Below are 24,987 nucleotides of genomic sequence, written 5' to 3' on the forward strand. Positions count from 1 at the left end.
TTAACTATTATAAAGATAAATTTATAAACTAATATATTTACAAAAATAGAGGTTAATTCTCTTTTATAAAAATAGGTATTTTAGTATTTTTGCAAAGTATACAATTATATTATGGGAACATCTGAATCAGATATTAAATTAAAAGGTGACAAAGTCATTGAGCAAATTCCTTCTTTGAAGGATAAAGCTTTGCGGATCAACCTTAATGAAAATATCTACGGAACTTTTGCCGAAATCGGAGCTGGTCAGGAAACGGTAAGACATTTTTTTAGATCTGGTGGTTCTTCAGGGACTATAGCTAAAGCAATGTCTGCTTATGACAAAGATTTTAGTGATGCTATTTATGGTATTGAAGATGACGGAAGATATGTGACGGAAAGCCGTTTAAAAAATATGCTTTCACATGAAGTGGAATTGATTGAAAAACGTTTAAGCAGAGACAAACATCCAAACAAACTTTTCTTTAGTTATGCCAACACAGTTTCAACAATTGATTTTGCTAAGCAATTCAAAGGCCATGGTTGGGTTGGAATTAAATACCAGGTTGAAGCAGAAGAAGAATACAACGAAATTACATTACACATTCGTTTTAAGGAAAATGACGCCAGATTACAGCAGGAAACTTTAGGAGTTCTTGGTGTAAACTTAATTTATGGCGCTTTTTACAAATATAATGACCCAAAAAAATTATTGCGTTATCTATACGACCATTTAGATAAAGACCAGTTGGAGATTGACACAATCAATTTTTCAGGACCACGTTTTGTAAATGTTGACAATCGTTTGATGAGTCTGCAATTGGTTAAAAACGGAATGACTGATGCCGTAATGTTTGGCCCTGACGGTCAGAACATCCTTCCTGCAGCCATACTTTACAAGAAAAATATATTAGCGCTTCGTGGAAGTTTCCGCCCTGTTACGCAGGTAAATATGGACATGTATGAGAAATCGCTGAAAATGTTCTTAGAGGAAAGTAAGGTTGATAAAGACAATACACTTGTTGTGTTCGAGATTACCTTATCCAATTTGCGTTCTGAAGGTGAGATTGATGAAAGGGACTTCATGGACAGGGCACAATTGCTTTGCTCACTTGGCCAAACAGTAATGATTTCAAATTTCCAGGAATATTACAAAGTAGTCGAATATTTTGCAAGTTATACCAAAGCCCGTATGGGATTAGCAATGGGAGTAAATAACCTGGTAGATATTTTTGATGAAAAATACTATCGCCATTTGAGTGGTGGGATCTTGGAAGCTTTTGGTAAATTATTCTACCGTGATTTAAAAGTATTCCTGTACCCAATGGAAGATGAAACCGGCGAAATCATAACATCCCAAAACCTGAAAGTACATCCAAGGATGAAAGAGTTGTATAAGTTCTTCGCTTACAACGGAAAAGTAGTGGATATTACAGATTTTGATAAAGGCCATTTAAAAATCTTCTCGAGGGAAGTGTTGAAAATGATTAGCGATGCAACTCCGGGTTGGGAAAAATTGCTGCCTGAAGGAATTGCAGAGATTATAAAGAAATATGAGCTTTTTGGGTATGATCCAAAGAAAATACTACAGAAAGTATAATAAGAATTATGATTATGGTAAAAGTCCGGATTGTGAAAAACAGTCCGGACTTTTTTTATCTGTTAATTGTGTAAACCATGCTTAAGATTCTGTAACACATTCATCAGTAAAGAAGCTCAATTTTGTAATGATTCCAAAATCACAAACAACACAATAAAATCTACTAATTAAATTTAAAAAAAATGGAAACTGCAAACACGATTATCGTACTAAACAAACTTATCACTATTAATAATGATCGCATCGAAGGCTATCAGAAAGCTTATGATGAAACTGATGAACAAGATTTGAAAACATTATTCTCAGGCTTTATCAGAAACAGTCAAAAATGCAAAACGGAATTGGAAGACAGCGTAAACCGATTAGGTGGTGAAGTTGCCGAAGGGACAATGACTTCCGGAAAATTTTTCCGTGTATGGATGGATGTGAAAGCCGCATTGACTGGTAAAGACCGTAAAGCTATACTGGATTCTTGTGAATTTGGTGAAGATGCTGCCAAAGGCACTTATGAAAAAGTTTTAAAAGATGATTTGTCAAACCTGAGTTCAGAACAGCAAACAATGATTAGAGCCCAGCATACACAAATAAAAGCCGACCACGACAAAGTAAAATCAATGAGAGACTCATTGGTTACTGTATAAAGATTAATGCTATGAAAAGGAAAACTCCGGTAGTGTTTTGGTTTTCACTATCGGAGTTTTTAATATTATTTCAGAATCTGGTCAGAATGTATTTTTGATTTCACATCGGATATCACTTCCTCAATGATTCCTTTTTCATCAATTACAAAAGTAGTCCTGTGGATTCCGTCAAATTCCCTTCCCATAAATTTTTTTGGTCCCCAAACTCCAAATGCTTCAATAACCGATTTATCTTCATCGGCCAATAACGGAAACGGTAAATCAAACTTTTTCTTAAAATTCGCCTGAGCTTTGGCTTTGTCGGCACTTACTCCCAACAATGCATAATTTTTGCTTTTGAATCGTTCAAAATTATCCCTCATATTGCAGGCTTCGACAGTGCAGGTCGGCGTATTTGCTTTCGGATAAAAGAAAACTACCAGTTTTTTTCCTTTATAATCTGCTAAGGAATGTGTAACTCCATCCTGGTCTTTGGCTGAAAACTGTGGAGCTTTATCTCCTTTTTGCAATGTGGTCATATTTTGATGTATAAGTTTTATAAATTTACAGTTCAAATTTAGACTAAAATGACCAAAAAAGAACGAGCAGCATTCGTTATAAATACGTTAAAAGAATTATATCCTCAAATCCCAGTTCCTTTAGACCATAAAGATCCTTATACCCTATTGATTGCTGTTTTGCTTTCGGCCCAATGCACTGATGTACGGGTAAATCAAATCACTCCTCTCCTATTTGCAAAAGCCGACAATCCTTATGATATGGTCAAACTCTCCATTGAGGAAATTAAGGAAATCATTAGACCTTGTGGGCTTTCGCCGATGAAATCAAAAGGCATTCACGGATTATCCGAAATCCTGATTGCCAAACACAACGGACAGGTTCCGCAAAGTTTTGAGGAATTGGAAGCGCTTCCTGCTGTTGGGCATAAAACTGCAAGCGTAGTAATGTCTCAGGCATTTAATGTCCCGGCGTTTCCTGTTGACACACACATTCACCGATTGATGTATCGTTGGGATTTATCCAATGGAAAAAATGTAGTGCAAACCGAAAAAGATGCCAAGGCAATTTTTCCTAAGGAATTGTGGAATGATCTGCATCTTCAGATTATTTGGTACGGAAGGGAATATTCTCCAGCCCGAGGTTGGGACTTAGAAAAAGACATCATAACCAGAGCAATTGGCAGAAAAAAGGTTTTGGATGAGTATTATAAAAAAACATCCCGATAATTGTATCGGGATGTTTCTTAATTAGCGATGTTGTCGAAGTTCATATTACCAACTTTCACGATATTCAATGCACAAGAATATTGAAGAATTAACCGTATTGTACTTTTTTTTGGTAACATTTTTTTGGGTGCTAATTTTCTTTTAGAGTAAAGTTTTGCCATATAAAAAACGGGTTAGTTTTAAGTTGTTTTATATATAACGCAAAAAATTACTTTTTATTGTCTAAGAAGGTAAATAAATTTGATTTTTTTCGATCACCTTTCTCAAATTAGTAATTGCATAACGCATTCTGCCCAAGGTTGTATTAACACTGACACCTGTAATATCTGCTATTTCCTTAAAACTCATATCTGAATAATAGCGCATCATCAGAACTTCTTTTTGATCCTGAGGCAGCTTTTGAATGATCTTTTTTAAGTCCATATCAACTTGGCTTTTAATTAATTCACTTTCAATATTAAGCGAATTATCAGTTATTGCAGAAAAGATAGAATACTCTTCAGTATCCCTTTTCATATACATTTTTTTGTCATTGCGGAATTTATCGACAATAAGATTGTTTGCGATACGTAATACCCAAGATAAAAACTTACCTTCTTCGTTGTAATACTTTTTACTTTTCAAAGTATGGATTACCTTAAAAAAGGTTTCCTGAAAAATATCTTCAGTAAGGTCTCTATCAGAAACTTTCGAATAAATGTATCCGTAAATTTTTGATTGGTGTCTTTCAACAAGTATTGCAAGGGAATTCTCATCGCCAGCAATGTACTTGTTTACTAATATCGCATCAGGGAGTTGCGTCTTTGCCATAATAATACCTTTTAGTAAGCGTTAAAAAAAGTGGTTTTTAATCTAAAAAGTAATTATTTTCTATAGGCAAAAGTGCTTTTGTGGGTTATTTATAAAATCAAATTTAACACAATTTTGATACAAAACAAGTTTTAGCATAAAAAATTCGTTAAAATGCAGATTCTATCGTTATAAAAATCATTCCTTTAGGATTCGTTTTAATTGCACAAGCTAATTGATTACCTTTGTAATCTTGAAAAAAAAACGCATGAAATCCTCAGAAATTGCCACATTAGAACCTAAAAAAAATATCCTTATCAAAGGTGCACAAATCCATAACCTAAAGAACCTGGATGTAGTGATTCCGCGGAATGAACTCGTTGTCATTACCGGGCTTTCCGGGTCAGGAAAATCCAGTTTGGCATTCGACACACTATACGCTGAAGGACAACGCCGTTATGTTGAAAGCTTGTCTTCATATGCACGTCAATTCTTAGGAAGACTGGACAAACCAAAAGTAGAATACATCAAAGGAATTGCGCCTGCCATTGCCATTGAACAAAAAGTAAATACAACCAATGCGCGCTCCACTGTTGGTACTTCAACTGAAATTTATGATTATTTAAAATTACTCTTTGCCCGAATTGGAAAAACTTTTTCTCCAGTTTCAGGAAATGAGGTTAAAAAAGATACCGTAACCGATGTTATTGCCCAAGTCAAAACATTTCCTTTGGAAAGCAAATGGCTGCTGCTCTCTCCTATTCATCTGGAAGAAGGCAGAGCATTGGAAGATAAGTTAAAAGTATTGCTGCAACAAGGTTTTGCACGTATTTTGGTTAACAACGAAATGATTCGCCTGGATGAAATTGAGCAACATTCCTTAGACAATAAAGACATCCTTTTAATAATTGACCGAATTGTGGTTAAGGAAGAGGAAGAATTTTATAACCGTTTGGCTGATGCAACGCAGACTGCTTTCTTTGAAGGCAAAGGCGTTTGTTACCTTCAGGAATTGGATACGAATAAGCGATTGACCTTCAGTAATAATTTTGAACTCGATGGAATCACTTTTTTAGAACCCAACATTCATTTGTTCAGTTTCAATAACCCATATGGAGCCTGTCCAACCTGTGAAGGTTATGGCAATATCATTGGCATTGATGAAGAATTGGTTATACCAAATACGGCACTTTCTGTGTTTGAAAATGGTATTTTCCCTTGGCGTGGAGAAAGCATGAGCTGGTATCGCGACCAATTGGTGAATAATGCCTATAAATTTGATTTCCCAATCCACAAACCGTATTTTGAATTGTCCGATGAACAAAAGGATTTGGTTTGGAAAGGAAACAGTTATTTTACCGGATTGGATGATTTCTTCCGTGAACTGGAAGAGAAAAACTATAAGATACAAAACCGCGTTATGTTGTCGCGTTATCGTGGTAAGACCAAATGTACAACCTGCAAAGGCAAGCGTTTGCGTAAAGAAGCCAATTATATTACCGTTGGCGGAAAAACCATTTCGGAGCTGGTTGATATGTCCATCAAACGATTGATTCCTTTTTTTAATGAACTTACGCTTTCTGAATACGACCTAAAGGTAGCGAAACGCCTTTTGATTGAAATCAATAACCGATTGGCATTTTTGAGCGATGTTGGTTTGGATTACCTTACGTTGAACCGGAATTCTGCAACACTTTCCGGAGGTGAATCACAGCGCATCAATTTGGCAACCTCATTGGGAAGCAGCCTGGTTGGCTCGATGTATATTTTGGACGAACCAAGCATTGGCCTGCATCCGAAAGACACTGAACGTTTGATTAAGGTTTTGAAAAACCTCCGCGATTTAGGAAATACGGTTATTGTTGTGGAACACGATGAAGATATCATGAAAGCTGCCGACCGAATTATTGATATTGGCCCGGAAGCCGGAACTTTTGGCGGCGAATTGGTAGCAGAAGGAACCTTTGACGAGATCTTAAAATCCGATTCGTTGACGGCCAAATACCTCAATGGAAAGTTGGAAATTACTATTCCAAAAAAACGCCGGACTTCCAAAAATTTCATTGAAATAAAAGGAGCCCGTGAAAACAATCTTCAGAATGTTGATGTGGCCTTCCCATTGGAATGTTTAACAGTGATTACAGGAGTTTCAGGAAGTGGAAAAAGTACGTTGGTAAAGAAAATCCTGTTCCCTGCAATGCAGAAGAAACTGGAAGGAATCGGAGATAAAGCTGGTCAGTTCACTGAACTCAGTGGAAGCTTTTCGCATATTAAGCATATTGAATACGTTGATCAAAACCCTATTGGTAGGAGTTCACGTTCCAATCCTGTGACTTATATCAAGGCTTATGATGACATTCGGGATTTGTTTGCCAAGGAAAAATTATCCAAAATCCGTGGTTATCAGGCAAAACATTTTTCATTCAATGTTGATGGCGGACGTTGCGAAACCTGCAAAGGTGAAGGTTCTATTAATGTCGAAATGGTTTTCATGGCCGATGTTTCGCTTCCCTGCGATACGTGCGGAGGAAAACGTTTTAAGAAAGAAGTTTTGGAAGTTACTTTTGAAGGCAAAAACATTGATGACATCTTAACTATGACTATTGATGATGCCATTGCATTTTTCATCGAACACAAACAAACAAAAATCACCCAAAAACTACAACCGCTGCAGGATGTTGGATTGGGTTATGTGCAATTAGGGCAATCCTCTTCTACCCTTTCAGGAGGAGAAGCACAGCGCATCAAACTGGCTTCGTTTTTGGTAAAAGGTGTAACTAAGGAAAAAGCGCTGTTTGTTTTTGACGAACCCACAACGGGATTGCATTTCCACGACATTAAAAAATTATTGGCTTCCTTTGACGCGTTGATTGAAAAAGGGCATTCCATCATTGTTATTGAACACAATCTTGATCTGATAAAATGTGCCGACTGGATTGTTGATTTAGGTCCGGAAGGTGGAGAAAACGGCGGGAAAATCCTGGCAATAGGCACTCCCGAAGAAATCATAAAAAACAAAAAATCTGTTACAGGACATTATTTGAAGGATAAATTATAAAACAAAAAAGCCTCGATTGATTCGAGGCTTTTTTTATCTAAGTTAGATTATTCTATAATAATCTTTTTAGTGATTCTTTTGCCGGATGTTTGCAAAACCGCTAAGTACATTCCTTTTGATAAAGCGGGTAATGCTAAAGTTTCAATCAAACCTGCATTTTCAATCTGCTTATTCAACACTATTTTTCCCTGTAAATCAATCAATGAAAAAGTATAATTGGTTTCGTTCAATGAGCCAAGACTGATATTCAATTCGCTGCTTGCAGGGCTCGGAAAGAAATTTACCTGGTCTTCATTTTGGAATTGGTCGTTTCCCAAGGCCGACGTAGGAGCGACTGCAAAGTGCATAACTGCACCTATAGTTGCTTTTGCTACATTATAATTGTAAACAGGATCCATATAAATCAACAAATCGGTATTGGTATGTTTGTGTGTAGTTTCATTGCTTTCAAAAAGCCCGGTAATGATTTCATTATTGCTTTGAAATGACATATAATCCGATGCGTAGGCATAAGATAACTCCGCATTTAAAGGGGAATACAATCCTACACAAGTCATTAACTGCTCTGTCATCGAAGCTGATTCCGCATTATTGGTCGAAGGATTATTATTTTGATCCCTTTCACAGGTTATCGTATCATTTGTCAAACCGGCAACTCCACCAACTTCATCCAAATTGATAACTAAACGGATGTCCATTTTTGGAGATGTTCCATTAACCACAGCGCTAACGTAGTGCTGGCTTCCTTTCAAACCATCCTCTTCCCCACTGAAATTGATAAATTTAATCGAATATTCCGTTGGGATGGTTCTCAATAATCGGGCTGTTTCCAAAATAGAGACCAATCCACTTCCGTTATCATTGGTTCCTGTACCACCGATCGAATCGTAATGTCCGCAAACAATAACATAAGTATTCGGATAAACTGTGCCTACTTTGGTTACAATAAGATTCTTGCAAATGGCACTTGAGCCTGTATAGGTATATGAATCTTCCGTGATTTGGCTTGCCGTATAGCCAAAACTTTCGTATTTGGTTTTTAACCAATTAAAGGTATTCTGCAAAGAAGTTGTGCCTCTTCTCTTAAGTCCAAGGGATTCGTATGCTGTCAAATTGTTGGTAATATTCGATTGGGAGCATTGTTCAACCACAGAAGCATAATAGGGAATGTATTCCTGGCTGTAGCCTTTTGTTACTGATAACAATAAAAGAAATGAAAACTGTAGTAGGTTTTTCTTCATTGGGTAATATGATTTTAAATATGAAATCGGGGCAAATGTAATAAAAAATCATTCCGGATAATCATCACTAAATTAATTTAATTATAAACAAAGGGTTTTTAATTTGTTGACAATCTAGGAGTTAATTTATATTAATCAAACCTTAAGAATTTATTTTGGCACAATGGCACAACGTTTGAAATATGCCAAACAACAAAATGAATTTGTTCGAAGAAGCTGAAAATCGAAAGAGTAAGCAAAAAACTCAAATTAGAATGATTATGAAAAAAATTACACTTTTAGTAGCTAGCATCTTACTGGTTGGTAGTGCAGTGAACGCATCAGAAATAATCAAAAATTCTGGTGAAGAAAAAAGAACGGGAATGAGCTTTGATGAGCCAATCTCATTTACTGAGCGAGGAATTGAGTTTTTCGTTTTTCCAAATGGAGAATTTGATTTCAACACTCGACCAGATGACAGCCAAGGCGATTATTATTATAAAACCGCCGGAAAAAGAGGAGCTTCAACCCAAGCCCGAAGACCACAGAATTATGGAGTTCGTATAGAACAGGATAGTTATGGTAGAGTAAGAAGAGTTGGTAACACGTTTATCAATTATGATAACAGAGATAGGGTAAGCCGAATTGGTACTGTTTATATGAAATACAACAGAACTGCACTGGCTCAAATTGGAGGAATGCGAATTGTATACAACAGAAGAGGAGAAATCGTTGATACCGTTGGACGTATCAAAGGTTACAGTAACTCTGGCTATGCTTACAACTATGACGATTATGATAACAATTATTCAGCGTCAAACTACAATGACAATGACTACTACTATTATAAAGCTGATGGTACAAAAGCAAAAATTGAAGATGATAAAATAAAAAAATAAGGTTAGGTTAGATTGAGATTGATGTTAGGTTTTGATGAAAAAATCCCGCAAAGTTGAAGATACTGAGCGGGATTTTTGTTTTTATGTTTTGAATCGATTAATGTGCTGCCTCATCCATTTCTATGGCATCAACATCAATGTTTTGTTTTCTTAGAATTCCTCTTACCAAAAAGGCGAACAAAGTCAGATATGCAAAACAAACAACCGTAATGATGTAGGATTGATGAATTCCAATGATATCCGATAATTTTCCTTGTATTGGAGGAATGATTCCGCCACCTAAAATCATCATAATTAAAAATGCAGATCCTTGTGAAGTATATTTCCCTAATCCGATAATGGATAAACTGAAAATTGCCGGCCACATAATGCTGCAGGCCAAACCTCCGGCAAGGAAGGCGTAAATGGCAACCATTCCTGATGAACACAAACCGACAATCATCGCCAACATTCCGAATATACCAAAAATAATCAATGTTCTTGCTGGCTTGTCCTTACTAAGGAAGAATGCACCAATTTGAATCAAAACACAGAATACATAATAATACAAAGGCTTCATATCCTTACCTGAAAGTATGTTAACCCCTAAAATGATTCCGAATGCAATCAAAGGAATGATAATCAAGGCTATGGTTTTACTACTGCCTTTTAAGTTAAAAACACTTATTGCTCCAGCCCAACGCCCAATCATCAAACTTCCCCAATACATCGAAACGTAAGGTGCAATGTCTGATGATTGCAAACTTCCAAATTCCTTGAGGTTCAACAAACTCCCCAAATTGCTTCCAATGGCTACTTCTACTCCAACGTATGTAAAAATTGCCAACATTCCCAAAACCAACTGTGGATATTGCATTGCCCCCCAGCCTTCAGCCTTTTGCTGTGCAGAAGTATAAGAAAACAATATCCCTACGACTACAACTGCTAAAGCTCCTAAAAGCCAGTTCATCCTGTATTGCTCTAAATCAGCCATATCAGCAGGACTAAAATTCGAGGTGTCTGTTTGATATGTTTTGAAAATCGGGATAAAACAGGCAGCCAATAAAACTGTCATGACTACAAGTATCAATAAGGCTTTATTCGCTTTTTCCATTTTTTCAACGGAAATACCATCAGGTACCTTTTTGGAAAAGAAAAATAAACCAGCAGCAGCAATGAATAACAACCCGACACCAACATAGAGAATTACAACTTTGCTTAATTCAAGATTTTTGATTTGATCTTCAGAAACCGAAGCCGCTGTTCCAAACAAGGCTAAAGCTACTACAATAGGGCCAATTGTTGTTCCAAATGAATTGATTCCTCCGCCAAGATTTACCCTGTCGGCTCCTGTTTTTGGGTTACCCAATAAAATAGCAAAGGGATTGGCAGCAGTTTGTTGCAGCGAGAATCCAAGTGCCACAATAAACAATCCGACTAACATTCCGGTATACATATTGGACTCTACAGCCAAAATCATAGCTCCTGCTCCTAATGCAGAAAACAACAATCCGTAAACAATACTCTTTTTATATCCCCATTTCCCAACAATGTCCCTTCCGCTAAAATTACCATATGCAAAAAGCAATAAGGCTCCTACATAATATGCTGTATAAAAAGCAAAATCAACCAACTGGGATTGAAACTGGTCTAAATGAAAATAGCTTTTACAAAAAGGAATGAAAATACTGTTCCCTGCAGCGATGAAACCCCAAAAGAAAAAAACGGTAATCAGGGTATAAAGCGCAGGATAATTGGTTTTGGTTGTGCTCATAAAATATAATTAATGGTTGGTTAGTTAATTGGTTGAAAAGAAATAGCAGCACCGCCGCCAGCAGCTAAATTCAATTGAACTGCATCTTTGGATGTTACTGTTTTTGTGATGATTTCGTAACTCATTGGATTATTTTTCCAATCAGCAGTTTTTCCATCCTGATAAATGATTGCTTTGTATTTTTTACCAGGTGTTAAAAACGAAAGATTGATTTTTGATTTTCTGGCATTTTCGTCAGTGATTGCGCCTACAAACCAGTTTTCCGAATGCTTATCTTTTCGGGCAACGGTCAAATAATCTCCAGGTTCGGCTTCAAGGTATTTTGAATCCTGCCAATCCACAGCAACATCTTTAATAAATTGGAATGCATCCAAGTGCTTTTCATAATTCTCCGGCAAGTCTGCAGCCATTTGCAAAGGAGAATACATCGTTACATACAATGCCAATTGTTTCGCCAAAGTCGTGTGCACCTGTTCTGTTTTCTTAGCATCATAAGCACTCATCTTGATTTCGAAAATTCCCGGTGTATAGTCCATTGGGCCACCAAGCAATCGGGTGAATGGTAAAATGGTTTCATGCATTGGCGGATTTCCAACACTCCAGGCATTGAATTCGTTTCCCCTTGCTGCTTCAGCTGCTATGTAATTTGGATACGTTCTGCTGTAACCTGTAGGGCGTGAACTTTCGTGCGAATTAACCATTAACTTATTTTCAGCCATTCGCTGCGCTACATAGTTATAGTGATTGACCATAGTTTGCCCATCGTGGAATTCACCACGCGGAATAATCCGTCCGACGTAACCCGATTTCACAGCAGGATAACCATATTTTTTCATCAAATCCATCGCTCTGTCCAAATGGCGCTCATAGTTTGCTACTGAACCCGAAGTCTCATGATGCATAATCATCTTGATTCCTTTTGATTTGGCATAATCATTTACCGCCTTCAAATCAAAGTCGGGATAAGGCGTCGTGAAATCAAAAACATTTTCCTTCCAGTTTCCAAACCAGTCTTCCCAGCCCACATTCCAGCCTTCGACCAAAACTCCGTCAAATCCGTATTTGGCAGCAAAATCAATATATCTTTTTGTATTTTCAGTGGTTGCCCCATGTTTGCCTGTTGGCTTTAACTGACCATCAGCTGCATTTTGGGCGTTTTGTGAACCTGCATAATCCCAGGTAGATTTCCCAACATGCATTTCCCACCAAATCCCAACATATTTCATAGGTTTAATCCAGGAAGTGTCTGTTATTTTTGAGGGTTCATTTAAATTCAAAATCATTTTGGAGCCAACAATATCGCGTGCATCATCACTAATCATAACTGTTCTCCACGGTGAAACACACGGAGCCTGTAGATAGGCTTTGTCGCCAATGGCATTGGGAACCAAATGCGATTTTAATTTGAATTCGTTTGGCACTAAATCCAAATGCATTACCGGATAATTTACTACCGCTGCTTCAAAGATATTAAGGTAAATACCATCAGCCGATTTCATCATCAATGGCGACTGAATCACATATTTCCCGGCTATGCTCTTCAAGCCAATTCCGTTATTCAAATCGATTTTATCAGTACTTATTTCGGAAAGCTTGTTTTCCATGTATGGATATTCCTGGCTGTCAAAATCTCCCGGAAGCCAGAATGTTTTGTGGTCTCCAGTCAGATTAAACTCGGAAACTTCATCTGAAATGATGAAATAATCCAGTTTAGCTTGTTTTGGAAAAGCATATCGGAAGGCTATTCCTTCGTTAAAAATACGGAAAATCACATTCAACTGCTTGCCGCTTGATTCCTGATTCATTTCAACTTCCAATTCATTGTATCGATTCCGTATGCTACTCTGTTCCCCTAATACAGGATTCCAGGTATCATCAATATTATAGATTGTATTAGTGGTTGAACTGAATCCTGAAGTAAAATCGGTACCATCTTTTAACTTAAAGCCTAACTTACTTTTCTTTACAATTGGTTTTCCTTTATAGAAAACCTCATAAGTGGGTTCGCCCTTAGTAGAAAAAGAAAAGTTGAGTGTGATTTCTTTTGAAGGCGATTGGACACTTTGCGCAGCTAACTGCAATCCTAAAAGCAATAATCCAATTATAGTGATTCTTTTCATTAAAAATATTTTTGCCTAATATAGCAACTTTTTAAAAACAAATAATCCCGAACGAATCGGGATTATTAGATAGTTATTAACTTAAATTGTTATTTGGCAGAGACTACATTTTCATCAACATAGTCCTGTAGATAGGCAAAACGAGGCGTCAATTTTCCGTTTTCAGTTACTTTGGCTCTAGCCAGGATTCCGTCTTTGTCACCATTAAAGAAAGCCGGAATAACATGCTCCATAAACATTTCTCCAAAACCTTCGCTGGCGTCTTTTGGCAATTCACAAGGCAGATTATCCACAGACATCACCATTATGGAACCCGGATGTGAATAAGGAACTTCTTCTCCGGTACTTGGCAAATACCCAAAAAACGGATCCGCAATCGTAGAAGCTTTTATAGTACTGGCAATCGGTCCATCAACATCACAGGAAATATCGGCAACGACTTTTATTTTATTGTCAGGAGCATTCAGCATTTCGCGTGTTAAAATATCAGGCGAACCATTGGCATGGAAATGCCCGGCCATAAAAATATCAGATACTTTTGAAAAACGCTCAAAGTCTGAAGTATAAGCTTCAGGATGCTGATAGAAATCTTTATTGCTATCGGCTTTTGTTCCGTCGATGCGCTTGTTATAATCCAAAACATCAATTTGGGTATAAACAGGCTGTGTGTAAACCTTGTTTAGGAAATCATCAGGCGAAACCTGTTTGATTTTCATTCCGTCAAGGATTTCCTTTGCTCCCATTCCCACTTTTCCATGTCCGGTCAAAACAATTTTAATGTTTGGCAAAATCTGCCTTTTCAAACGAACAATCAAATCCTCTTTAGTCTGTAAGGTTTCCGCTTTCGGAATGGTAAACATATCGTATTTTATTCCAAAAGCCCTAAAGCCATTGTAAGCTCCAACAATCCCTGCATAACGGCCAAAGCCTATTAATCGCTTGTTATTGGCATCAACAATCGTTTCGTGGTCATAAAGTTCAATGTTCTTTTCAAGTATGGCCTGAAGCAGTTTGCGGTTATGCACCTGCTTTTTTATCGTATGCGAAAAGAAAAAGTACTTCTTATTCGGAATCAGGTAATCAACTGGAATTTCCTTTACGCCAAAGAAAACATCACAGTCCGAAATATCGTCTGCCACTTCAATTCCCAGATTTCTGTAAGCCTCATCATTAAAAACCCTGATATCCGAACTTTCTACTTTAATAACCGCTTCAGGATGTTCATTTTTCAAACGAACCAGTTCTTCCGGTGTAAAAACGACTCTTCTATCTGGTGGATTTTTCCTTTCTTTTATAATTCCAAACTTCATTGCAATATTTTTATTTGACGCCAAAAGTAATCGGAACGAAATCGATTTCAAAGCTTTTTCATAAAAATAACATTTCTTTATTTTTTGATACGATTAGTCTGTCACGATTAATAAATGTTTGTTAAAAAACCATTGTGGAAAACCTGTTGAAAGCTTTCTTCGAAAGTAATTTTATACCTTTATTGAATACTTATATTTGTTTTTCAAGATTATTATAATGACATCAAGATTTTCCCAATATACACTCCTACTATTATCAACGTTGTTCCTTAGTTTTTCATGTTCCAAACAGGAAAAAACAGAAAAGGAAATTGTAAAAGTCAACGAAAATGGCCTTCCGGTAATGACACCGATGCATGAGGAAATGCCTAAACTTTCCAAAGCCTTTATCGATGACAAGAAATATGGCGTAAGCCGGTTTTTTGAAAAACTGTGGTCTGAGAAAAACGACAACGTAGCCTTTCTGGTAGCAAAGAACGGACAGATCATTTATGAAAACTATATGGGTTTTGCCAACAAAAGAACAGGCGAAATGATCAATAAAAATATGCCGCTGCACATTGCATCTGTAAGTAAGGTATTGACTTCGACTGCAGTTTTAATGCTGATTGATGCCAAAAAAATCAAGCTCGACCAAAAGGTAAATACCCTTATCGAAAATTTCCCTTATCCTGATGTTACCATACAGACACTTTTGAACCACCGAAGCGGAATGAGGAATTACGCTTATTTTACTTTTGAAAACAATAACTGGGACAAACACAAAACCCTTACCAACGAAGATATCGTAAAGGTTATGGTTGATAAAAAAATCCAACAGGAAACAAAAACCGATACGCATTTCAGCTATTGCAATACCAATTATGCGATGCTTGCGCTGATTATTGAAAAAGTTACCGGACTGAAATATCCTGAAGCAATGAAGGAAATGATTTTCCAACCACTTGGAATGACCAATACCTTTGTATTTGACATTAACAAAGACCGCGATATGATTGCTCCTTCTTACAAAGGAAACAACATGGAAATCGGGATTGATTACCTTGACGGGATTTATGGCGATAAGAACATTTACTCCACGCCACGTGATTTGCTTAAGTTTGACAAAGCGCGCTATGCTCCTTTTTTCCTGAACCCAGAGTTGCTCAAAAAAGTTTACCAAGGTTACAGCTACGAAAGCAAAGGAACCCGAAACTATGGTTTAGGCGTACGTCTAATCGAATGGGACAAAGGCGAGCCTTTCTATTACCACAATGGCTGGTGGCACGGAAACACTTCCTGTTTTATCAATATGAGGAAAGAGAAAGTTACCATGATTGTATTATCAAACAAATACACACATAAAACCTATCAGACAAAACGCCTTGCCTCGTTGTTTGGCGATTATCCGTTCAAGTTGAATGATGATGGTGAGGAATAATTTATTTTTATCTTAAAACAAAACCAGAATCAATGCCTAAAATCATTATTAAAAGAACTTCTGAATTCGCAAATAAATTCCGCTCGATAGGACTTTATATCAACAACAAAAAAATTGGAAGCATACAAGACGGAAAGTCACTGGAATTTGACATCGAACCGGGATCACACCTGATAGAGGCTAAAATTGACTGGTGCAGCTCAAATGTAATCCACGTTGATATTAAAGATAATGAAACCCAAAGATTTTTGTTGAGCGGAAGAAATCCTTTTACATCTCTTTACTATGTAATGGCAGATGTCAACAACTATCTTAAATTGGAATCTATTGCCTAATGCTAAAATTTTCGGTAATTTAGCCACATGATTCGACTCTCGATAATTGGTTCCGGAAATGTTGCCCAACATCTTATTCAGGCATTCAGTAAAAGCACTGAAACCGAATTGGTTCAGGTATTTGCCCGAAATCCCGAATCGGTTTCGCATTTGGTTTCCCTTGACAGGATTGTTTCCGATTTGAATGAATTAAAGCCTGTTGACATAAACATCATTGCAGTTACTGATAATGCCATTGCATCCGTTTCAGAACAAATCCCTTTTGAAAATCATTTGGTAGTCCACACTTCAGGAAGCTTGGCGATGGAAGCTTTAGACAGCAAAAACCGAAAAGGCGTCTTTTATCCGGTGCAGACCTTTTCCAAATCAAAGGAAGTCGATTTCGAATCCATTCCGATTTGCCTTGAAGCTGCGAATGATGCCGACTTTCAGAAACTTGTAAATCTTGCGAAAGCCGTTTCCCATTCGATTAACAATGTCAGTTCAGAACAACGCAAAGCATTGCACATTGCTGCGGTATTTGTATCAAATTTTACCAATCACATGTACCAGATTGGCGACGAAATCTGTGATAAAAACGGACTTTCCTTCGATATTTTGAAACCACTTATACAGGAAACGGCGAATAAGATTCTAACTTTGTCACCAACAGAAGCACAAACCGGTCCAGCCAAACGAAAGGACACCCAAACCATAAATGCACATCTGAATTTTTTAACAGATGACCATCAGAAGGAAATCTATAAAATGCTAACAAAATCTATCATCGATAATGGGAAAAAGCTATAAGGAAATATTAAACAACATCAACACCTTTATTTTTGATGTAGATGGTGTCCTGACCGACAGTTCGGTTCACGTAACACCAACAGGCGAAATGCTGCGTATCATGAATATTCGCGATGGTTTTGCAATGAAGGCTGCCGTTGAAAGCGGCTATCATGTCTGTATCATTTCGGGTGGAAATAACGAAGGTGTACGCATTCGGTTAAAAAACCTTGGAATTACTGATATTCATTTGGCTTCGCCAGATAAAGTAGCAACATTTAAGGAGTACGTCGATGTATACAACATTGATCCTGAAAATGTTTTGTACATGGGCGATGACATTCCTGATTACCACGTAATGCAGTTGGTGGGTTTGCCGACTTGTCCTCAGGATGCAAGCCCGGAAATCAAGGCTATCTGCAAATACATCTCGCATAAAAAAGGCGGCAAAGGCGCTGTTCGCGAAGTCATTGAGCAGGTGATGAAGGTTCAGGGCAAATGGCATATGTACTACAATGGCAAACACGATTAAACAACCCAATTAACAAATGAAATACCTAAAATTAATACGCTACCAAAACCTATTGCTTCTTGCTTTCATGCAATTGATTTTCCGTTACGGATTTTTAAAACTGCAGAACATTCCGCTGGCGTTAAACCATTTCCAATACGCCTTATTAGTACTTTCAACCGTGTTGATTGCGGCTGCAGGCTATATCATCAACGATATTTTAGACCAGGAAACAGATTATGATAATAGGCCCAATAATGTAATTGTAGGGAAAAGCATTTCCGAAAAGGCTGCCTACAATTTGTATTTTGTACTGAATGTTTTAGGCGTTGGAATCGGGTTTTATTTGTCGAATGTAATCCAGAAACCAAGCTTTACCGGAGCGTTTATCATTGTTTCGGCAACTTTGTACATGTATGCGACAAGCCTGAAGCAAATGCTTTTGGTTGGAAATATTATAGTCGCTTTGCTGCTGTCATTCAGTGTTCTTATCATTGGATTATTTGATTTACTTCCGGCAACCTATGACGGAAACAGAGCAGAAATGGGCGTGATGTTTTCGATGCTGATTGATTATGCTGTGTTTGCATTTATCATCAATCTAATTCGTGAAATCGTTAAAGACATGGAAGATGTAGATGGCGATTACAATCAAGGAATGAGCACGTTACCAATTGCCATTGGTGTCAGCCGGACTTCAAAAGTCATCTTTGGCCTGGGCATCATTGCTACCTTAATTTTGCTTTGGTATGTCAATACCTATTTGATGGATTACCATCTTTATTACGCTGTGGTTTACGCGCTGATTTTTGTGGTTTCACCAATGATTTTCTTTTTGGTTAAAATTTGGAATGCCCAATCAAAAAAGGAATTCCACCTGCTAAGTTCTGTTTTAAAATGGGTCATTTTCTTTGGTATACTTTCGGTTTTGGTAATTACACTAAACATACATCTCAATGCTTAAGGACAAATTCAAGGACTATAAAATTATCCTGGCTTCGGGTTCGCCCAGAAGGCAGCAGTTTTTCAAGGATTTGGATTTGGATTTTGAAATACGTTTAAAAGACATCGAAGAAATTTATCCCGATAATTTACAAGGTGCTGAAATCACTAATTTTTTGGCCGAACTCAAAGCCAGCGCTTTTGAAAGCGAATTGAATCCGAACGAAATCCTGGTTACCAGCGATACCATCGTTTGGTTGCAAAACAAAGCGTTGGGCAAACCAAAGGACTATGATGATGCGTTCAATATTTTAAGGTCTTTATCCAATCAAACGCACGAAGTGATTACCTCGGTTTGTTTTAAAACCACAGACAAAACCGATACTATTTTTGATGTCACCAAAGTAACATTCAATCAGCTTTCAGATGAGGCAATCCGTTATTATCTGGACAATTACAAACCTTTTGATAAAGCTGGCGCTTACGGCATTCAGGAATGGATTGGTTTGGTGGGCATCACCCGGATTGATGGTTCCTATACCAATGTGGTTGGCCTTCCGACAGAAAAAGTCTATCAGTTTTTGAATAACTATATTTGAAAACAGTAACTTTACTAAAAACAAACTGCTATGCCTGAAACCGCAAAATTTCCATTTTACATTAAACTCACAGTCATCTTAGTTTGTTTAATTTCCATTTTTGTTATTTTTTATTTCGGGAATGAGATTATTTCTCCGGTATTATTAGCCTTGCTTTTTGCCATAATGCTTCGTCCTGTTGTGAATTTTCTAATCAAGAAACTCCATTTTCCACACATTATTGCCGTGGTTTTTGCCATTACTTTATTTGTAACGATTTTTTTGGGACTCTTCTATTTCTTATCCATACAGATAAGTGAGATGGCAAGCGATTGGGGAAAAATAAAAAGGAACTTTTTATTCCATATCGAGCATTTTCAGCAAATGATACGGGATAACTTCCATCTAAGCAAAAAAGAACAAAACGAAATCATTACACAGGCTACCAGCGACAGCATAACTTCAGGAAAGGAAATCGTGGGCACAACCCTAACCTCTTTTGCTGACATATTGTTTAATGCTGTTGTGGTTCCTATTTACACCTTCCTCTTTTTATATTATCAAACCCATATTGTCACCTTTTTAACCAAAGTGGTAAAGCCGGAAAACCATAAAAAACTCCGTGAAGTTTTATACCAGATAAAGATTGCAGTGCAGAGTTATATCACAGGCCTACTGTTTGAAATGGTTGCTGTTTCGGTGCTGACTACAATCGGATTGTATTTCATAGGCGTTGAATATTTCATCTTACTCGGAATCATAACCGGAATCTTAAACCTCGTTCCTTATATCGGGATTTTGTTTGCCGGTGCGTTAAGTATAGCAGTTTCACTTTCAGGCTCAACAGATCTTTCAATTGTGGTGGGTGTGATTGTGGTGAATATCATTGTACAGTTTATTGATAACAACATACTCGTTCCGGTATTTGTAAATTCAAAAGTCCAGATTAATGCAATTGTGTCCATTATCGGAATTATCATTGGAAACGCTTGGGGCGGAATCACCGGAATGTTCCTTGCAATTCCTATAATTGCCATCATTAAAGTGATTTTCGACAGGATTGATACTCTGGAACCCTGGGGTTATTTATTTGGCGACGATTTACCCAAAACCTATGAATGGCATAAAATCAGGATTCCAAGATACAGCTATCAAAGTACTACAACCGAGCTGGATGTAACCACTGATATCATAAAACCGGAACCAATAAAGGAAACCGTGCAGACCACTGATGTCACCGCTGAAATTGTTCCGCCAATCATTTCAGACGATAACAATAACACTGAAACGCCTATTGACAAATAGTTTTATTTGAGTATTTTTACATAAAAAACCATGTCATTCTTTTCCAGTTTAACCAAAGAAGTTATTGCAACGGCAATTGTTTTAGCCTTTGTTATATTCCTAAGGATTATTTCAGCCAAATTAATCCGTCGTTATGCGAAACTATCTTCCATCATGGAACATAGAACCAATCTGGTTATCAAATACATCCATATACTGATTAATATCCTTGCACTCATTTGTATTATTGTGATTTGGGGAGTTCAAAAAAAGGACATCTTCATTACCCTCTCTTCGGTTACGACAGTTGTGGGTGTTGCGATGTTTGCCCAATGGTCGATTTTAAGTAATATCACTTCGGGCATTATTCTATTCTTCTTTTTCCCGTTTCGCATTGGCGATGTCATTCTGGTTCATGACAAGGACTTCCCTATCCAGGCTGAGATTGAAAATATCAAAGCCTTTCATATTTATCTAAAAACTTCAGAAGGAGAACGCATTACGTATCCCAACAATTTACTGCTTCAAAAAGGCATTTCAATCATTAAACCTAAGTACGACGAGGATAAGGAATTCATGGACTAATGTGAATTATACAACTTTTAGCATTATTCCTATAATATTTTTCATCACAAAAGTTTTCATCTTTGTTTGACCAGTAGGAAAACAAAAAATGATGAAAATAGTACCTGTCTCCAATATCAGAAGGTATGCGCACAAAAAAACAATCGATTTAAGCGATGAGACTTTGACGCATAAAAGCAAATTCACTGAATTTATAAAAAATTCCGGTGATGTTGCATTGTTCGTTGTCAATGTTTTCCGAAATACATTCTCAACTGAATTTGAATTCAAGGAATTTATCAGACAGTGCTATGCTGTTGGAAATAGGTCTTTGGGATTGATTTCGATAACTGGAATTGTCATTGGTTTGGTATTAACGATACAATCAAGACCTGTCCTCGTAGATTTTGGCGCTGTTACCATGTTGCCCGGAATGGTTGCCATTTCGATAATCAGGGAAATGGGGCCGGTTATTACGGCATTAATCTGTGCCGGGAAAGTAGGTTCGGGAATTGGCGCCGAATTGGGTTCGATGCGTGTAACCGAACAAATTGATGCCATGGAGGTTTCTTCTACAAATCCGGTACGTTTTTTAATTGTTCCGAGGGTTTTGGCAACCACATTGATGATTCCTTTATTAATAATGTATGCCGATATTCTTGGCATTTTGGGAAGCTGGATCGCTTCCAACATCAAAGGTGATGTTAGTTTTGTTTTATTCATTACACAGGCTTTTGGCGATGTAGATTTTATGGATTTCATTCCGGCTGTAATCAAATCGTTCTTTTTCGGAGCGGTGATTGGACTGGTGGGATGCTATCAAGGTTTTAATGCAGGGCGCGGAACAGAAAGTGTTGGTGTTGCAGCAAATGCAGCCGTAGTAATGGGTTCCCTGCTTGTAATATTAGTCGATTTAATTGCAGTTCAAATAACCGATTTATTATGAAAAACGCAATTATCAAAATAGAAAACCTGCAGAAACATTTTGGAAATCTCGAAGTCCTTAAAGATGTTTCAATAGATTTATATGAAGGGGAAAACCTTGTCGTTCTTGGAAAATCAGGAACAGGGAAATCAGTTTTGATTAAATGCATCGTGCGTTTATTAGACGCTGATGCAGGGAAAATAACTGTTACAGGGGAAGAAATCAATCATCTAAAATCTAAGGAACTCGACAATGTTCGGAGGAAAATTGGATTCCTGTTTCAAAGTGGTGCGCTATACGACTCAATGACGGTAAGGCAGAACCTTGCTTTTCCTTTAAAAAGGATAAAAAAGGATTTATCATTGGAACAGGTCAATGCCAAAATCGAGGAAGCTTTAGAAAATGTTGGACTGCCTGATGCTATCGATAAAATGCCATCGGAACTTTCGGGCGGGATGAGAAAAAGGATAAGCCTTGCCCGAACAATAATTGTTGATCCGTTAATAATGCTTTATGATGAACCAACAACCGGTCTAGATCCGGTTACATCGGATGAAATCAGCGCACTAATTAACAAAATCAAAAAGAAGTATAAAACATCTTCAATAATCATTACCCATGATATCGAATGCGTAAGAGCTGTTGCTGATAGGATTGTAATGCTTCATGAAGGACTAGTATACAAGGAAGGTTCTTTATCTGAATTTGAAAAATCTAAAGACGAATTGATTCAGTCCTTTTTTAAAAATGAAAAACACCATTAAAAATATACGTTATGGAAACACATACACCCGCATTTAAATTCCGCTTAGGATTGTTTGTAATCATAGGCATTGGATTGTTTGTGCTTGGCATCTTTGTCATCGGGAAGCAAAAAAACCTTTTCAACCCTGTTTTTACACTTAAAACTTACTTTCATAATGTTAGTGGATTACAGGTAGGAAATACGGTGCGATTTTCCGGGATAAATATTGGAACTATTGATAACATCCAGATTGTAAATGATTCTACTGTAAGAGTGGAAATGTTGATAAAAAAGGAAGTTCAAAAGTTCATAAAAGCCAACAGCATTGCCAGCATTGGATCGGAAGGAATCATTGGGGATAAGGTCATTGTTATCTCACAAGGCCAATACGCAAATAAAATGGTAAAAGAAGGTCAAAGAATTGTATCAGTCGAACCTATTGAAACAGATGCCATTATGCGGAGCTTAAAAACAACGGCTGACAATGCTGCTGTTGCCTCTAAGGATATGGTCGGAATTATGCACAAAATAAATAACGGGCAAGGAACAATAGGAAGGCTTCTAAAGGATGAAAAAATGGCTGACAATCTTGATCAAACTGTCTCAAACCTAAAAACCAGCAGCAAAAAACTAGATGAAAATATGGAAGCCGCTAAACACAACTTCCTTTTAAAAGGCTATTTCAAGAAAAAAGAAAAAGCAGAAGCTAAAAAGAAAGAAGAAGCTGCAGCGAAAGCCAAAGATGCCGCTAACAAAGCTAAAAAAGAGGCTGAAGCAAAAGCCAATCAAAAACAGGAAATCAAAAAATAATTGATATGGGAATCGCATAAAATATTCCTTTTTTCGTGTAACTCATTCGGTTTTATTATTCAGAATTTTACACTAACTAATTTGTTTAACCAAAACGATAATAACAATGAAAAAAATCACTCTTAGTTTAATGATATTCGTTTTATCATTAACAGTGTTGCCGAGCTTAGCTTCGGCAAGCACACCAGAATCATTAGCGCCAACTACAGCTACTGAAGTTCCTGCAGAAGTACAAAAAATGTACGATAGACTGGAAGAAATTAAAGCAATGGATAAATCAGAAATGACCAGAGCCGAGAAAAAAGAACTTCGTAAAGAAGTTCGTGCCATCAAAGCCGACTTAAAAGCATCGGGAAATGGCGGTATTTATTTATCAGTAGGAGCGATTATTATCATCATCCTGCTATTAATCCTTTTATTATAAGATTATGAGAAAGCTAACTTATTATATTATCACAGCATTGCTTTTCGCAGCAAACAGTATGAATGCTCAAGCTGAGAAAGTTAATCATACTTACGGTCCGGCACAGACTAAGCCACCTGTTTGGGCTCCAAAAGCACCAACAACAGTAAGGTATTATTATCTTCCGGACATTCAGACCTATTATGATGCTTCGTCCCAACGTTATATTTACAATAATAACGGAACATGGACCAGAACAGCTGCCTTACCGGCATATTACAGAGGTTATGATTTACGCAATGGTAATACAGTGTACCTGAGTGATTACAAAGGAAATACACCTTATGTTTTATTCAACGAACACAAAGTAAAATATAAAGGGAACGGAAAATGGAAACGAAATGGCCATGACAATGGCCTACATAAAGGCCAGCACAAAGGAAAAGGCAAGAAAAAATAACAACCAAACACCACTGAAAAAGGCAAAGACTGATATCTTTGCCTTTTTTATTTTAATTTTAAAATATTAAATCTCTACAAATCAATCATTTAAGTAATATATTTCTTAGATACACATATAAAAAGTGCACTTTATCGATATTTTTTGCACTTAATCTATGTTTTTAAAAAATAATCATATATATTTGTCTCATAATTTTTTACTGTTTTGTATAAATGAATTATATCATTTTGTGCCCCAAAACTTTAAAGCAAAAAATAGAAATTATGAAATCAATAGAAAAAGTATTTATGATGATGCTTCTTTTCACTTGTTTTTTTTCTAGTGCCCAAGCATCAAGCGACAGTCAAACTTCTTCTCCTGCGAAGAAAACAGAAATCAGATATTATTACTTCCCAAACCTGGAAGCTTATTTTGACCTTCAGGAAAAAGTTTATCTCTATAAAGAAGATGGTGAATGGGTTGAAGCAGAAGAGCTTCCTAAAAATTATGGTGGCTATTCGTTATACAATAAAGTAAGAGTGTCCATTGAGGATTATGACGGAGATGAGCCTTACTTATTACTAGCAGAGCATAAAAAGAAATATCCTTACAATGCCAAAGGAAGATTTCAAAACCAAAAGGCGCAGACAGCGTCAACTGAATAAG

Annotated in this window: 25 protein-coding genes; 19 read left to right on the plus strand and 6 right to left on the minus strand. The window is 37.0% G+C overall.

Going from position 1 to position 24,987, the window contains the following annotated elements:
- Positions 1–111: 111 nt before the first annotated feature.
- Together L1S31_RS07790 and L1S31_RS07795 are read left to right on the plus strand one after the other, a co-directional pair.
- Positions 112–1,578, plus strand: coding sequence for a TonB-dependent receptor (locus L1S31_RS07790; protein ID WP_236464161.1), 1,467 nt, complete (start codon positions 112–114; stop codon positions 1,576–1,578).
- A 182-nt stretch (positions 1,579–1,760) separates the two neighbouring features.
- Positions 1,761–2,219: a ferritin-like domain-containing protein gene (locus L1S31_RS07795; RefSeq protein ID WP_236464162.1), complete on the plus strand. Its 459-nt coding sequence runs from the start codon at positions 1,761–1,763 to the stop codon at positions 2,217–2,219.
- 65 nt (positions 2,220–2,284) lie between these two features.
- Here L1S31_RS07795 and bcp read toward each other — a convergent pair whose 3' ends face one another.
- Complete coding sequence (bcp, locus tag L1S31_RS07800; protein WP_236464163.1) at positions 2,285–2,737, minus strand: thioredoxin-dependent thiol peroxidase; 453 nt, start codon at positions 2,735–2,737, stop codon at positions 2,285–2,287.
- 48 nt (positions 2,738–2,785) lie between these two features.
- Between bcp and L1S31_RS07805 the strand changes: the two genes are divergently transcribed.
- Positions 2,786–3,445, plus strand: a complete 660-nt coding sequence (locus L1S31_RS07805) for an endonuclease III domain-containing protein (RefSeq protein WP_236464164.1) — start codon at positions 2,786–2,788, stop codon at positions 3,443–3,445.
- Between the two features lie 222 nt (positions 3,446–3,667).
- On the opposite strand, the gene L1S31_RS07810 is transcribed toward L1S31_RS07805, so the two are convergent.
- The gene (locus L1S31_RS07810; protein WP_236464165.1) at positions 3,668–4,255 is read right to left on the minus strand and encodes an RNA polymerase sigma factor; all 588 of its coding nucleotides are present in this window, start codon (positions 4,253–4,255) and stop codon (positions 3,668–3,670) included.
- Positions 4,256–4,502: 247 nt separating this feature from the next.
- Between L1S31_RS07810 and uvrA the strand changes: the two genes are divergently transcribed.
- Positions 4,503–7,292 (plus strand): excinuclease ABC subunit UvrA, encoded by a 2,790-nt coding sequence (gene uvrA / locus L1S31_RS07815; protein ID WP_236464166.1) that lies wholly within the window; start codon positions 4,503–4,505, stop codon positions 7,290–7,292.
- 47 nt (positions 7,293–7,339) lie between these two features.
- Here uvrA and L1S31_RS07820 read toward each other — a convergent pair whose 3' ends face one another.
- A complete protein-coding gene (locus tag L1S31_RS07820; RefSeq protein ID WP_236464167.1) occupies positions 7,340–8,533 on the minus strand; it encodes a M28 family peptidase in 1,194 nt (397 codons plus the stop codon).
- Positions 8,534–8,844: 311 nt separating this feature from the next.
- On the opposite strand from L1S31_RS07820, the gene L1S31_RS07825 reads away from it, so the two are divergent.
- Entirely contained in the window at positions 8,845–9,411 is a 567-nt protein-coding gene (locus L1S31_RS07825; RefSeq protein ID WP_236464168.1) for a hypothetical protein, read from the plus strand.
- A gap of 97 nt (positions 9,412–9,508) precedes the next feature.
- Here L1S31_RS07825 and L1S31_RS07830 read toward each other — a convergent pair whose 3' ends face one another.
- From L1S31_RS07830 to L1S31_RS07840, 3 genes are all read right to left on the minus strand, one after another.
- The gene (locus tag L1S31_RS07830; protein WP_236464169.1) at positions 9,509–11,164 is read right to left on the minus strand and encodes an MFS transporter; all 1,656 of its coding nucleotides are present in this window, start codon (positions 11,162–11,164) and stop codon (positions 9,509–9,511) included.
- Between the two features lie 20 nt (positions 11,165–11,184).
- On the minus strand, positions 11,185–13,284 hold the full coding sequence (locus L1S31_RS07835) for a glycoside hydrolase family 97 protein (RefSeq protein ID WP_236464170.1): 2,100 nt from the start codon (positions 13,282–13,284) through the stop codon (positions 11,185–11,187).
- A gap of 89 nt (positions 13,285–13,373) precedes the next feature.
- Complete coding sequence (locus L1S31_RS07840) at positions 13,374–14,594, minus strand: NAD(P)-dependent oxidoreductase (protein WP_236464171.1); 1,221 nt, start codon at positions 14,592–14,594, stop codon at positions 13,374–13,376.
- Positions 14,595–14,811: 217 nt separating this feature from the next.
- Here L1S31_RS07840 and L1S31_RS07845 point away from each other — a divergent pair, with 217 nt between their 5' ends.
- From L1S31_RS07845 to L1S31_RS07910, 14 genes are all read left to right on the plus strand, one after another.
- Positions 14,812–16,014: a serine hydrolase domain-containing protein gene (locus L1S31_RS07845; RefSeq protein ID WP_236464172.1), complete on the plus strand. Its 1,203-nt coding sequence runs from the start codon at positions 14,812–14,814 to the stop codon at positions 16,012–16,014.
- Between the two features lie 32 nt (positions 16,015–16,046).
- Positions 16,047–16,349: a hypothetical protein gene (locus L1S31_RS07850; RefSeq protein ID WP_236464173.1), complete on the plus strand. Its 303-nt coding sequence runs from the start codon at positions 16,047–16,049 to the stop codon at positions 16,347–16,349.
- A 27-nt stretch (positions 16,350–16,376) separates the two neighbouring features.
- Positions 16,377–17,138: a Rossmann-like and DUF2520 domain-containing protein gene (locus L1S31_RS07855; RefSeq protein WP_236464174.1), complete on the plus strand. Its 762-nt coding sequence runs from the start codon at positions 16,377–16,379 to the stop codon at positions 17,136–17,138.
- Positions 17,122–17,649, plus strand: coding sequence for a KdsC family phosphatase (locus L1S31_RS07860; protein ID WP_236464175.1), 528 nt, complete (start codon positions 17,122–17,124; stop codon positions 17,647–17,649). The genes L1S31_RS07855 and L1S31_RS07860 overlap by 17 nt, the downstream gene beginning before the upstream one ends.
- Positions 17,650–17,665: 16 nt before the next feature.
- Positions 17,666–18,592 carry a geranylgeranylglycerol-phosphate geranylgeranyltransferase gene (locus L1S31_RS07865; RefSeq protein WP_236464176.1) on the plus strand — a complete coding sequence of 309 codons (927 nt, stop codon included), beginning with the start codon at positions 17,666–17,668 and terminating at the stop codon, positions 18,590–18,592.
- On the plus strand, positions 18,585–19,169 hold the full coding sequence (locus L1S31_RS07870) for a Maf-like protein (RefSeq protein ID WP_236464177.1): 585 nt from the start codon (positions 18,585–18,587) through the stop codon (positions 19,167–19,169). Before L1S31_RS07865 ends, L1S31_RS07870 begins: the two co-directional genes overlap by 8 nt.
- A gap of 30 nt (positions 19,170–19,199) precedes the next feature.
- Positions 19,200–20,453 (plus strand): AI-2E family transporter, encoded by a 1,254-nt coding sequence (locus tag L1S31_RS07875; protein ID WP_236464178.1) that lies wholly within the window; start codon positions 19,200–19,202, stop codon positions 20,451–20,453.
- Positions 20,454–20,483: 30 nt separating this feature from the next.
- Complete coding sequence (locus tag L1S31_RS07880; RefSeq protein ID WP_236464179.1) at positions 20,484–21,017, plus strand: mechanosensitive ion channel family protein; 534 nt, start codon at positions 20,484–20,486, stop codon at positions 21,015–21,017.
- Between the two features lie 88 nt (positions 21,018–21,105).
- Entirely contained in the window at positions 21,106–21,942 is an 837-nt protein-coding gene (locus tag L1S31_RS07885; RefSeq protein ID WP_236464180.1) for an MlaE family ABC transporter permease, read from the plus strand.
- On the plus strand, positions 21,939–22,685 hold the full coding sequence (locus tag L1S31_RS07890) for an ABC transporter ATP-binding protein (RefSeq protein ID WP_236464181.1): 747 nt from the start codon (positions 21,939–21,941) through the stop codon (positions 22,683–22,685). The genes L1S31_RS07885 and L1S31_RS07890 overlap by 4 nt, the downstream gene beginning before the upstream one ends.
- Positions 22,686–22,696: 11 nt before the next feature.
- Positions 22,697–23,476, plus strand: a complete 780-nt coding sequence (locus L1S31_RS07895) for an MlaD family protein (protein WP_236464182.1) — start codon at positions 22,697–22,699, stop codon at positions 23,474–23,476.
- 106 nt (positions 23,477–23,582) lie between these two features.
- Positions 23,583–23,900 carry a hypothetical protein gene (locus L1S31_RS07900; RefSeq protein WP_236464183.1) on the plus strand — a complete coding sequence of 106 codons (318 nt, stop codon included), beginning with the start codon at positions 23,583–23,585 and terminating at the stop codon, positions 23,898–23,900.
- 4 nt (positions 23,901–23,904) lie between these two features.
- The gene (locus tag L1S31_RS07905; RefSeq protein WP_236464184.1) at positions 23,905–24,339 is read left to right on the plus strand and encodes a hypothetical protein; all 435 of its coding nucleotides are present in this window, start codon (positions 23,905–23,907) and stop codon (positions 24,337–24,339) included.
- Between the two features lie 266 nt (positions 24,340–24,605).
- Entirely contained in the window at positions 24,606–24,986 is a 381-nt protein-coding gene (locus L1S31_RS07910) for a hypothetical protein (RefSeq protein ID WP_236464185.1), read from the plus strand.
- The last annotated feature ends 1 nt before the right edge of the window (position 24,987 follow it).

The sequence above is a fragment of the Flavobacterium wongokense genome (assembly GCF_021608265.1).
In the GTDB taxonomy this organism is placed as follows: Bacteria; Bacteroidota; Bacteroidia; order Flavobacteriales; family Flavobacteriaceae; genus Flavobacterium; species Flavobacterium wongokense.